Source organism: Variovorax boronicumulans NBRC 103145 (assembly GCF_001591345.1).
In the GTDB taxonomy this organism is placed as follows: domain Bacteria; phylum Pseudomonadota; class Gammaproteobacteria; order Burkholderiales; family Burkholderiaceae_C; genus Variovorax; species Variovorax boronicumulans.
Genome location: NZ_BCUS01000160.1, coordinates 1 through 11,764 on the forward strand (window position 1 = coordinate 1; position 11,764 = coordinate 11,764).

The 11,764-nt window shown below is 69.7% G+C and carries 12 protein-coding genes; 9 read left to right on the forward strand and 3 right to left on the reverse strand.

Translation table 11 applies throughout. The features are described from left to right. A partial coding sequence (locus VBO01S_RS32845; protein ID WP_502688675.1) for a Clp protease/crotonase-like domain-containing protein occupies window positions 1-284 on the forward strand: 284 nt, incomplete at its 5' end. A 1-nt stretch (window position 285) separates the two neighbouring features. Here the strand turns inward: VBO01S_RS32845 and VBO01S_RS28595 are convergent. Continuing rightward, a complete protein-coding gene (locus VBO01S_RS28595) occupies window positions 286-1,674 on the reverse strand; it encodes an aminotransferase-like domain-containing protein (protein ID WP_062481803.1) in 1,389 nt (462 codons plus the stop codon). A gap of 137 nt (window positions 1,675-1,811) precedes the next feature. Between VBO01S_RS28595 and VBO01S_RS28600 the strand changes: the two genes are divergently transcribed. From VBO01S_RS28600 to VBO01S_RS28610, 3 genes are all read left to right on the forward strand, one after another. After that, window positions 1,812-3,098: a hydroxymethylglutaryl-CoA reductase, degradative gene (locus tag VBO01S_RS28600; protein ID WP_062481805.1), complete on the forward strand. Its 1,287-nt coding sequence runs from the start codon at window positions 1,812-1,814 to the stop codon at window positions 3,096-3,098. A 93-nt stretch (window positions 3,099-3,191) separates the two neighbouring features. Then, window positions 3,192-3,647, forward strand: a complete 456-nt coding sequence (locus VBO01S_RS28605; protein ID WP_062481808.1) for a hypothetical protein — start codon at window positions 3,192-3,194, stop codon at window positions 3,645-3,647. A 41-nt stretch (window positions 3,648-3,688) separates the two neighbouring features. Then, window positions 3,689-5,032 (forward strand): tripartite tricarboxylate transporter permease, encoded by a 1,344-nt coding sequence (locus VBO01S_RS28610; protein WP_139140391.1) that lies wholly within the window; start codon window positions 3,689-3,691, stop codon window positions 5,030-5,032. Window positions 5,033-5,182: 150 nt separating this feature from the next. On the opposite strand, the gene VBO01S_RS28615 is transcribed toward VBO01S_RS28610, so the two are convergent. Further along, entirely contained in the window at window positions 5,183-6,517 is a 1,335-nt protein-coding gene (locus VBO01S_RS28615) for an AsmA-like C-terminal region-containing protein (protein ID WP_062481809.1), read from the reverse strand. A gap of 87 nt (window positions 6,518-6,604) precedes the next feature. Between VBO01S_RS28615 and VBO01S_RS28620 the strand changes: the two genes are divergently transcribed. The 5 genes from VBO01S_RS28620 to minE all read left to right on the forward strand — a co-directional run bounded on the left by VBO01S_RS28620 (window position 6,605) and on the right by minE (window position 10,539). Beyond that, a complete protein-coding gene (locus VBO01S_RS28620) occupies window positions 6,605-7,027 on the forward strand; it encodes a hotdog fold thioesterase (protein WP_062481810.1) in 423 nt (140 codons plus the stop codon). Window positions 7,028-7,185: 158 nt separating this feature from the next. Further along, entirely contained in the window at window positions 7,186-8,472 is a 1,287-nt protein-coding gene (locus VBO01S_RS28625; RefSeq protein WP_062481812.1) for a solute carrier family 23 protein, read from the forward strand. A gap of 131 nt (window positions 8,473-8,603) precedes the next feature. Beyond that, window positions 8,604-9,380 (forward strand): septum site-determining protein MinC, encoded by a 777-nt coding sequence (minC, locus tag VBO01S_RS28630; protein WP_062481815.1) that lies wholly within the window; start codon window positions 8,604-8,606, stop codon window positions 9,378-9,380. 68 nt (window positions 9,381-9,448) lie between these two features. Then, window positions 9,449-10,264, forward strand: a complete 816-nt coding sequence (gene minD / locus VBO01S_RS28635) for a septum site-determining protein MinD (protein WP_062481817.1) — start codon at window positions 9,449-9,451, stop codon at window positions 10,262-10,264. Window positions 10,265-10,266: 2 nt separating this feature from the next. Then, entirely contained in the window at window positions 10,267-10,539 is a 273-nt protein-coding gene (gene minE, locus VBO01S_RS28640) for a cell division topological specificity factor MinE (protein WP_056574726.1), read from the forward strand. Between the two features lie 24 nt (window positions 10,540-10,563). Here the strand turns inward: minE and VBO01S_RS28645 are convergent. Then, window positions 10,564-11,764, reverse strand: a 1,201-nt coding sequence (locus tag VBO01S_RS28645; RefSeq protein ID WP_169805098.1) for a tetratricopeptide repeat protein, incomplete at its 5' end; no start/stop codon positions are given.

Sequence of the window (11,764 nt, forward strand, 5' to 3'; positions counted from 1 at the left end):
CGGTGCCCGCCGCCGAGGCGCTGGCGATGGGCCTGGTGAACCGCACCACGCCGCCGGGCGGTGCACTCGCCGCCGCGCAGGAGCTGGCGCGGCAGATCGCCGCCTTCCCGCAGCAATGCATGCTGGCCGACCGCCGCTCCGCTTTCGAACAGTGGGACCTGCCGCTGGCCGAGGCGCTGCGCCGCGAAGGCGCGCAGGGCGTGCCGATCGTCGCGGCCGAAGGCGAAGCCGGCGCCGCACGCTTTGCCGGCGGTGCGGGCCGGCACGGCACCTTCACCGGCTGATTCAAGCGCGCCGCCGCAACGCGGTGCGCAGCGCCTTCGCAAAGCGCGGGTCGGCCATGGCGCCCACGTTGAAGCGCGACCAGCGCGAGACCTGTGTCGAGTCGACGCTGAAGATGCGCCCCGGCGCCATCACGATCTTGCGCGGCAGCAGCTCCTTCGCGAAGGCCAGCGAGTCGTCCACGCCGGGCAGCGCAGCCCAGATGTAGAGCGACTGCGGGCTGCGCGCGAAGACCTCGGCGTCCACGGCGTCGAACAGCTTCAGCGCGTCGCGCGTGGCCTCGCCCAGCCGCTGCTGCAGCCGCTTGAGGTGCCGCTGGTAATGGCCCTCGCTCAGGATCACGTCGACCGTGCGCTCGCTGTACTCCGAGCTGCTCACGTGGATCAGCGCCTTCAGGTCCGCGAGGTCGCTTGCCAGGTCGGCGCCGCAGGCGATGAAGCCCACGCGCAGCGCGGCCGAGAACGATTTCGAAAAGCTGCCGATGTAGATCGTGCGCTCGAGCTGGTCGAGCGCGGAGAGGCGCGGCAACGCGGTCGGCTTGAAGTCGGCCAGCGGGTCGTTCTCCACGATCAGCAGGTCGTACTTCTGCGCCAGCTGCAGCACGCGAAAGGCCTTGGCCGGCGAGATGTCGGAGCCCGTGGGGTTGTGCGCGAGCGACTGCGTGAAGAACAGGCGCGGCCGCTCGGCGATGAGCAGCTGCTCCAGCACCTCGAGGTCGGGCCCGTCGGCCAGGCGCGGCACCGCCAGCATCTGCGCGCCCGCGAGCTTGAGCTTGCCGAACAGCGGGTAGTAGCCCGGGTCGTCCACCAGCACCTTGCCGCCGGGCGGCACGAAGTAGCGGATGACGATGTCCATCGCCTCGTTGGCGCCGTGCGTGAGCACGATCTGCCGCGGCTCGGCGCCGATGCCGAAGTCGGCCAGCTTGCGCACGAGGTGGTCGCGCAGCGGCGCGTAGCCGAAGCGGCTGCCGTAGCGGAACAGCGCGCCGAGCCCCGTGCGCACGACCTTCGGGTGGTACTTGTCCAGGCGCACGTCGGCCAGCCATTCGACGGGCGGAAAGCCGTCGCCCACGGCCACCGCATCGGGCTGCGTCTTGAGCTGCTCGCGCATGAGCCACACGATGTCCATCGCGCGGCCGAGGCTGCCCGCGTCGTCCTCGGCGGGCTTGGGCGTGGCCGTGGCCTGCGCGAGCACGTAGTAGCCCGAACCGCGCCGCGGCTCGACGAGGCCGCGCGACACCAGCAGTTCGAAGGCGGCCACCACGGTGTTCTTGGCGTAGCCGTGCAGCTGTGCGAGTTCGCGCAGCGAGGGCAGCTTGTCGCCGGCCTTGTAGGCGCCGCTCGCGATCTGGCGCGCGAGGGTGTCGGCGAGCGAATCGGCGATCGTGGTCATGGGCTTGGACTGTGACACAGCGAGGCATGGCGGCGCACCACTGTCCGCACTGTCCCGCCAAACTGTGCCTTCCGCGGGCGGTACAGCCGGCCTAAATTGCCTGCTCCCGAATTCACCTTCCGAAGAGACACGCACCGATGGCCGCCGATTCCCGCATTCCCAATTTCCGCGCACTCACGCCCGCCCAACGCCTGGCCCACATCGCACAGGCCGCCGCGCTCACCGACGACGAGGTGGCGCTGCTCGCACAACCCGGCGCGCTGGGCGTGGAGCGCGCCAACGGCATGGTCGAGAACGTGATCGGCACCTTCGAGCTGCCGCTGGGCGTGGCCGGCAACTTCACCGTGAACGGGCGCGACTACCTGGTGCCGATGGCGGTCGAAGAGCCCTCGGTGGTCGCCGCCGCCTCCTTCATGGCCAAGCTGGCGCGCGAAGGCGGCGGCTTCGAGGCCTCGAGCACCGGCCCGCTGATGCGCGCGCAGGTGCAGGTGATCGGCATCACCGACCCCTACGGTGCGCGGCTGGCGCTGCTGCGTGCGCGCGACGAGATCCTGGCCGTGGCGAACAGCCGCGACAAGGTGCTGATCGGCCTGGGCGGCGGCTGCCGCGACATCGAGGTGCATGTGTTCGGCGACACGCCGCGCGGCGCGATGGTGGTGATGCACCTGATCGTCGACGTGCGCGACGCGATGGGCGCGAACACGGTCAACACGATGGCCGAGGCGGTGTCGCCGCTGGTCGAGAAACTCACGGGCGGCACGGTGCGCCTGCGCATCCTGTCGAACCTGGCCGATCTGCGGCTGTCGCGTGCGCGCGTGCGGCTCGCGCCCTCTGTGCTGGCCACGCGCGAGCGCAGCGGCGAAGAGGTGGTCGAGGGCGTGATCGATGCCTACACCTTCGCGGCCATCGACCCGTACCGCGCGGCCACGCACAACAAGGGGATCATGAACGGCATCGACCCGGTGATCGTCGCGACCGGCAACGACTGGCGCGCGGTGGAAGCCGGCGCGCATGCGTACGCCTGCCGCAGCGGACGCTACACCTCGCTTACCACATGGGAGAAGGACGCGGGCGGCGCGCTGGTCGGCACCATCGAGATGCCGATGCCGGTGGGCCTGGTGGGTGGCGCGACGAAGACGCACCCGCTCGCACGGCTCGCGCTGAAGATCCTCGACGTGAAGTCGGCGCAGGAGCTCGGCGAAGTCGCCGTGGCCGTCGGCCTCGCGCAGAACCTCGGCGCCTTGCGCGCGCTCGCCACCGAAGGCATCCAGCGCGGCCACATGGCACTGCACGCCCGCAACATCGCGCTGGTCGCGGGCGCCACCGGCGACGAGATCGACGCCATCGCCAGACAGATGGCCGCCGAGCACGACGTGCGCACCGACCGCGCCGTGGCGCTGCTCGACGCACTGCGCAAGAAGTAAGCAACGCGGGAGCCTCCCGCACCACGGTCCGCGGCCGACACCGCGGCGGCCGCGCACGCGGCCGTCACACAACCACAGACGGAGACAACTCGAATGAACGCAGACAGTGCAACGCCCGCCCGCTGGCGGCTGGTGGAGATATGGGGCGACACGGCCGACCTGGGCCACCTCGCGTGGTCGATCGCGATCGGCGTCGCCGTGAGCCTCACGGGCTATCTCGTGGCGAGCCGCGTGCTCGCGAGCGTGGTGAGCACGCCTGAACTGGCGCGCGCCTACGCGATGCTCGCGGGCCTGGGCGGCTGCGTGGTCTCGGGCGTGATCTGCGCGAAGCTCTTCACGCCCAAGCGCGAAGTGGTCGAAGGCACCGCCGCCGATCCGCGCTGGCGCGAGGAGGTGCTGGCCGAGCTGGCCGCCGAACACGGCGGCCTGGGCTCGGTGGACGACCTGCCGCCGGTGGTGGTGCGCGAGATGAAGGAGCTCGAGATCTACGAGCTGTTCGCGTCGTACAAGCCCCAGGCCGCCAAGGCCGCCGAAGGAGCCGCCTCGTGATCGACGCCGCCCTGTTCAACCAGATCCTCGTCGCCACCGGCATGGGCCTCGTGGGCGCCATCGTGTTCGCGGCCATCGGCCTCGTCTCGGGCACCGACGAAACCACCACGCTGGCACCGCTCACGCTGCTGGTGGTGCTGCTGGGCGTGCCGCCCGAAGGCGTGTTCACCTTCTTCCTGGCGGCGGCCGTGGCCAAGCACATGACGCACGCAGTGCCCACGGCGCTGCTGGGCATTCCGGGCGACACCATGGCCACGCCGCTGCTGCAGGACGCGAACGTGCTGCGCAACCTGGGCGTGCCGCACATCGCGCTGCGCAAGATGGTGTCGGGCGCGATCATCGCGGCCTTTCTGGCGGTGCCGCTGGCCGTGCTGTTCGCGGTGCTGCTGGCGCCGTACGGCGCGGCCATCACCAAGGCGGCGCCGTGGATCTTCGTGGTGGCGGCGGTGGCCATCGCCTACTTCTCGAGCGGGCGCTGGGCCTCGGTGGCCACGCTGGTGCCGTTCGTGATGGTGATCGTGGCGCTGCAGGCGCTCACCGGCAAGTACGGCGTGAAGCTCAGCATCAGCTACTTCCTGGGCATTGCGATCGGGCCGCTGGTGGCCGACCTCTTCTCGGTGATCTCGCCGGCGGCGCGTGCGCGCATGAAGCGCGACAAGGTCCGCACCTTCTCGCTCGCACCGGACGTGAAGGGCTGGTCGGGCTACTTCCCCAACCCGTTCAAGGTGCTCGACCGCGGCCAGGTGAAGTGGACCTTCGCGACCGCCGCGATCTCCAGCGCCACCTTCGTGTTCAGCCCCGTCGCGATGACGGTGGTGCTGGGCGAGCTGGTGGGCTCGCGCATCAAGCATGCGTACCACCGCCTCACGACCACGCTGGCCGCGCGCAACGGCGTGACCGAGGCCACCTACATCGCCGAGGCGCTGATCCCGCTGATCGCCATCGGCCTGCCGCTGAGCCCCGTGGCGGCCGGCCCCGCGGCGCCACTGTTCAACGCGCCGCCGGTGTTCACCATCGATTCGGCCACGGGCCAGACCCACAACCTGCACAACCTGCTGAACCACTGGGAGTTCCTGGGCTACGGCATGCTGGCCGTGGTGCTCGCGGCGCTGGTGGCCTACCCCTTCACGATGAACTTCGCGCGCCGCGCGGCACTGTTCGTCTCGCGCAAGGTGAGCCACGAGGCGATCATCGCGACCTTCGTCGGGTTGATCGTGGTGATCAGCGTGTGGGAAGGCCAACTGCTCGGGCTGCTGGTGATCCTCACGATGGGCCTGCTCGGCGGCCTGCTGTCGCGCGCCATCGGGTTCAACACGGGCGTGCAGTTCATGGGCTACTACACGGCGGTGCTGACGGTGCCGGCGGTGATCAAGGCGTTCTCCTGATCGGCGAGCACCCACAGCGTGTCCCGTGCCCAGGACACTGGGTGCTTCCCGCAGCGAAATCAAGGAGGAGGCCGCAGGCCGGGGGACATTCGCGGAGGGAAGTACCCGGTGGCCTGGGCACACGCCCTGAACGCGACGGCAACCAGCCAGTCAGCGCTTCGATGCAGGCGGCTTCGGCGCCTTCTTCTTCGCCGGCTCATCCCCACCGAACAGCTTCTCCACCTGCTGCCCCACGCGCGCCCCGATCGCCGTGCCCACCCCCGGCAGCACCGCACTGCCGACCGCCGCCCCCGCGAGCGCGCCGCCGGTCATCGACACCTCGGGCTCGGCCACGCTGCCGCCGATCTTCAGCGGCACGCCGACCACGCCATCGACCAGGTCCACCGCCATCTCGCCCGACATCTGCCGGTTGAAGAGGCGCAGGTTGCCGCTCGCTGTGAGCACGCCCGAGCGCGCCTTGAGGTTCGTGTAGCGCATCACGATGCCGTCTTCGGTGCCTTGGGTGTCGAGCGTGCCGGTGAGCTCGTCCAGCGCCGTGGTGCCGCCGCGGCTGATGCCGACGGTGGTCACGGCCTTGGCCAGGTCGAGCCGGGTCAGCGTGGCGGGCTGCACCGAGAAGGTCGTGCGTGTGTGCAGGCCGCGCACCAGCGCGCCCACCTCGCGGGCCTCGGCCACCAGCGAGGTGTGGCCCGAGACCTTGCCCGCCACCGCCGAGCGGCGCCCGAAGGCCTGCACCAGCGCCTCGATGTCGACCTGCCGCGGGTCGAGCTCGGCCGACACGCGCAAGCCCCGCCCCTCGGGCAGCACCTCGAGCCGCGCCTGCCCGTTCCACGTGCCGCCCCCGGCGTCGATGCGGGTGCGCCAGCGGTCTTCCGTGCCCTCGCGGTCCAGCCGCAGGCGCACGGGCGATGCGGCGCCGGCGCGCTCCAGACGCAGGTTGCGAGGGCGCCAGTTGTCGTCGAACGTCACCTCGCCGTCGTAGGCCAGCGCGATATCGCGGCGGTCGATCCAGACCACGTCGCGCCAGCGCACGCGCTCCACCGGCACGGGCGCCAGGGTCCAGGGCGCGGGCAGCGGCACGATGCGCTCGCTTTCCTGCGGCTCGGGGCCCTTGTCCCGGAAGGCGCGCACCGACGCGCGCGGCAGCACCAGGCTTTCGAGCGCGATCTCGTCGATGGCCACCTCGCGGCGCAGCAGCAGCGGCCACAGGTGCAGCCGCACGCTCACGCGGCGCAGGGTGATGGGCTGGGGCTGGTCGGTCGCCAGCTCGGACAGCGCCAGCACGGGCACCGGCCACAGCGACCAGTGGGCGCCGCCCACGGTCAGCTCGACGCCGTAGCGCTGCGAGAAGCCGGCGGCGATGCGGGCCGCCACCTCCTCGTCGTCGGGCAAGCGTGCGGCCACCACGAGCGCCAGCGCGCCGATGCCCAGCAGCAGCACCGCCACCGAGCCCAGGAGCCACCGCCGCACCGAAGGGAAGGTCATCGGGCCAAGGTAGCACGCAAAGGCGACTGCGGTTGTCAGCCGTCGTCGCTATAGTGCCCTCGCACCCCCTGTATCGGAGACCCCTGCATGCGTATCTGGAAGAAAGAGATCTCGGTCGAATCGCTGACCGCCAACCACGTGGGCACGGCCGTGGCCGCCCTGGGCATCGAATTCCTGGAGGTGGGCGACGACTTCATCCGCGCCCGCGTGCCGGTGGACGAGCGCACCCGCCAGCCCTACGGCATCCTGCACGGCGGCGTGTCGGTGGTGCTGGCCGAGACGCTGGGCTCCTGCGGCGCGCACTACTCGGCCCCCGAGGGCGACCGCGCCGTGGGCCTGGACATCAACGCCAACCACATCCGCTCGGCCACCAGCGGCTGGGTCACCGGCACGGCGCGGCCGGTGCACCGCGGGCGCACCACGCAGGTCTGGCAGATCGACCTGACGAACGAGGCGGGCGAGCTGACCTGCGTCTCGCGCATCACCATGGCGGTGCTGCAGCCGCGCTGAGCGCGGGCGCGCCTTCCGGGCGCTTCTTTTCTTTCTTCTCCCGCTGGTATGCCTCTTGCGGGTGGCACCCGTGTTCAGCACGGGGTGGATCGACCACAATCTCGCCCCAGGGAGCGCGTCGACCCCCAAACACACACCAACCGAGGAGAAGAAAACACATGTTCAACTGGACTGAAAAGCCGGTGTCCACACTGGCCAACGGCGCGGTCATCGCGCCCGACGAGCGGCTGCCCTGGCTGCAGACCGGCGCGATGGGCATCCAGCACGTGATCGCCATGTTCGGCGCCACGGTGCTGGCGCCGATCCTGATGGGCTTCAACCCCAACATCGCGATCCTGATGAGCGGCATCGGCACGCTCATCTTCTATCTCGTGACGGGCGGCAAGGTGCCCAGCTACCTGGGCTCGAGCTTCGCCTTCATCGGCGTGGTGATCGCGGCCAGCGGCTACGCGGGCAAGGGGGCCAACGCCAACATCGCGGTGGCGCTGGGCGGCATCGTGGCCTGCGGGGTGGTCTACATCCTGATCGGGGCCATCGTGCAGGCCGTGGGCACGGGCTGGATCGAACGCTTCATGCCGCCCGTGGTCACGGGCGCCGTGGTGGCAGTCATCGGGCTGAACCTGGCGGGCATTCCCATCAAGAACATGGCGGCCAGCAACTTCGATTCGTGGATGCAGGCCGTGACCTTCCTGTGCGTGGGCCTGGTGGCGGTGTTCACGCGCGGCATGGTGCAGCGCCTCTTGATCCTCATCGGCCTGATCCTGGCGACGCTGGTCTACGCCGCACTCACCAACGGCATGGGCCTGGGCAAGCCGGTCGACCTGAGCGGCATCGCCAACGCGGCCTGGTTCGGCCTGCCGACCTTCACGGCGCCGGTGTTCACGGCCAACGCGATGCTGCTGATTGCGCCCGTGGCGATCATCCTGGTGGCGGAAAACCTCGGCCACCTGAAGGCGGTGACGGCCATGACGGGCCGCAACCTCGACCCGTACATGGGCCGCGCCTTCATCGGCGACGGCATTGCCACGGTCATCAGCGGTTCCGCGGGCGGCACCGGCGTGACCACCTACGCCGAGAACATCGGCGTGATGGCGGCCACGCGCATCTACTCGACGGCGGTGTTCGTGGTGGCGGCCTTCATTGCGCTCATCCTGGGCTTCAGCCCCAAGTTCGGCGCGCTGATCCAGGCCATTCCGCTGCCGGTGATGGGCGGCGTGAGCATCGTGGTGTTCGGCCTGATCGCCATTGCCGGCGCCAAGATCTGGGTCGACAACAAGGTCGATTTCTCGCAGAACAAGAACCTGATCGTGGCCGCCATCACGCTGATCATCGGCACCGGCGACTTCACGCTGAAGTTCGGCGACTTCGCGCTCGGCGGCATCGGAACCGCCACTTTCGGGGCCATCATCCTCTACGCCCTGCTGGGCCGTTCGCGCAACGCCTGAGCGCAGACAAAGTGAAACCTCGTGCAATAACTGTTGTGCGGGGTCAGTGAACGCGGCGCCGGCCATCGGGCTTTGGCCGGCGCCCGTTAGACTCCAACGCTTTTCGCACCGACGTTCACACACGTTTTCCAATGGCCGATGTTTCCGCCGCTCGTACCAAGGCGGTTTTCGAATTCAAGAGCGCCACACTGCCGCTGATCGCAGTGATCCTCAAGACAGCCGACCTCGACGTGCTGGCCGAGGCGCTCGACGCCCAGTTGGCGGATTCGCCCGACTTCTTCGAGCAGGAGCCGGTGGTGATCGACCTCTCGCTGCTGCAGGAACAGGCGGCCGAGGTCGGCACCGACGCCCCCGAAATCGACTTTGCCGCCCTGCGCAGCCTGCTGGCGCGCCACCAGACCCAGCCGATCGCCGTGCGCGGCGGCAGCCCCGAGCAGCATGCCGCGGCACGTGAAGCCGGCCTGTCGGTGGCCGCCATGCCCTCGGCCCCCGCGCCCCGCCCGCCGGCCCCGCCCGCCGAGGCGCCCGCGCCGTCGGAAGCCCCGCAGATCGTGCGCGAGCTGCCGGTGCCGGCCAACGGCACGCTGCTGATCGACAAGCCGCTGCGCTCGGGCCAGCAGATCTACGCGCGCGGCGGCGACGTGGTGGTGACGGCCATCGTGAGCTTCGGCGCCGAAGTCATCGCCGACGGCAACGTGCACGTGTACGCGCCGCTGCGCGGCAAGGCCATTGCCGGCGCGCGCGGGAACACCGAGGCGCGGATCTTCTCGACCTGCATGGAAGCGCAGCTGGTGGCCATTGCGGGCATCTACCGCACGAACGAAGTGCCGCTGCCCGAGCCCGTGCTGGGCAAGCCCGCCCAGGTGCGCCTGGACGGCAAAAAAATAGCGATCGACGCGATTCCCTGATGAAAAACCAGGAACGCGGCAGCGCTGAGCATCAATCGACAACTGAATCGAAACAAGAAGGAATGGCGATGGCCAAAATTGTGGTGGTGACCTCGGGCAAGGGCGGCGTCGGCAAGACGACCACGAGCGCCAGCTTCGCGTCGGGCCTTGCGCTCGCCGGCAAGAAGACGGCCGTGATCGACTTCGACGTGGGCCTGCGCAATCTCGACCTGATCATGGGCTGCGAACGCCGCGTGGTGTACGACCTCATCAACGTGATCCAGGGCGAGGCCAACCTGAGCCAGGCGCTCATCAAGGACAAGCAGTGCGACAACCTGTTCGTGCTGGCCGCCTCGCAGACGCGCGACAAGGAAGCCCTGTCGCAGGACGGCGTGGAGAAGGTGCTGACCGACCTGGCCGCCATGGACTTCGACTACATCGTCTGCGACTCCCCCGCGGGCATCGAGACCGGCGCCATGATGGCGATGCACTTCGCCGACGAGGCGCTGATCGTCACCAACCCCGAAGTCTCTTCGGTGCGCGACTCGGACCGCATCCTGGGCATGCTCAGCAGCAAGACCAAGCGCGCCAAGGACGGCGGCGAGCCGATCAAGGAGCACCTGCTGATCACGCGCTACAACCCGAACCGGGTGGCCGGCGGCCAGATGCTCTCGCTGGAAGACATCCAGGACATCCTGCGCATCAAGCTGATCGGCGTGATCCCCGAGTCGGAAAGCGTGCTGCACGCCTCCAACCAGGGCGTGCCTGCCATCCACGACAAGGACACCGACGTGGCCCAGGCGTACAGCGACGTGGTCGCGCGCTTCCTTGGCGAAGACAAGCCGATGCGCTTCGTCGAAGCCGAGAAGCCGGGCTTCTTCAAACGGATTTTCGGGAGCAAGTAGGCATGTCGTTTCTTTCGTTCCTGCTTGGTGAGAAGAAGAAGACTGCGAGCGTCGCCAAGGAGCGCCTGCAGATCATCCTCGCTCACGAGCGCTCCAGCCTCAGCGGCAAGAAGCGCCCCGATTACCTGCCCGAGCTCCAGCGCGAGCTGGTGGCGGTGATTTCCAAGTACGTGTCGATCAACGCCGACGACATCAAGGTGCACCTGGAAACCCAGGACAACCTCGAAGTGCTGGACATCAAGATCGAACTGCCCGATCCGGTTCCGGCGCGCTGAGCGCCGCAACCCCGATCAACCGGCTCACTCCGGTTGACCCGGGGCCGCAGCGGGCAGCGCCTCCAGCCGCTGCGTCCACGCGCGGGCCTTGTCCTCGTCGAAGAGCGGACTTTCGCGGTCGCCGTAGAACTGCGCCGCCAGAGATTCCACGCAGGCGCGCTGGCTCTCCAGGTTCTCTTCGCAGTCATCGAGCGCAGCGCCGGTGAGCAGCCAGCGCTCGGCGGCTGCCGCGTCGTCCGGCGCGCCCTGACCCTGCATGCGCATCCAACCGAGCTCGTAGCAGGCCCAGCCCTGCTGGCGCTGGGTGCTGTCCTCCGCCACCTTCTGCAGCGCGTAGAGGGCTTCGGCGTACAGGACGTTCACTTCCGCTTCCCCCTGGTCCTGTTCGGCCAGCGCCCCTGCATGCCGGCACAGCGTGCGGCCGAGCTGCATCGTGGCGCTGACGTCGCCGGCTTCGTGGCCACGGCGGAAGTAGCCGATCGCGCGGGCCAGGTCGGGCGCCCCGGGTTCGCCAAGCTTGTGCGCCAGACCCAGGTTGTAGAGCGCCATCGTGTTGTTGTGCCCGGCGGCCCGTTCGTAGTGCCGCATGCCGCCTTCCAGGTCGCGCTCGCCCCCCTCGCCTTCCGTCAGCATGTAGCCGAGATGGGCGTGCGTGGCGGCGTCGTCCTCGCCGCCATGGGCGATGGCGTGCAGCAGCCATGCGCGCGCCAGGGCGGGTTCGGCGCCGAGGCCCGCCGTGTTCCAGCGCAGCATCTTCGAGAGCTCGCACATGGCCACGGGCAGGCCCTCGGGTGACGCGGTTGCGGGGGCATCGCCGGGTTCGCGCACGCCGGCGGCGCGCGCCATCCAGCGCAGGGCTTCGCGCGGGTCGGCCTCGATGCCCTCGCCGTCGCGCAGATGGCAGGCCAGCTCGTAGGCGGCCCGCAGGTCGCCGGCGGCATGGCGCGCGGCCATGTGCTCGGCGTGCGCCTGCTCGCGGCCGTCGGCGTGCAACCAGACGTACAGGCCGTTGTCGTTGCGCGCGGCCTGCACCGGCTCGCCCGCGCTCCAGCGCTTGCACAGCTGCGAGCGGACCGCGACGGCCATCCAGCCGTCGGCGACCGACAAGGCGGCGGTGATCCACGGATAGGCCTGCGGGTGCAGCACGGTGCCATCGGCGCGCAGCACGCCCACCGCGAGTTGCCCCTTCTCGACCTTCGCGCTGCGCGGCACCGGATCGGCGACC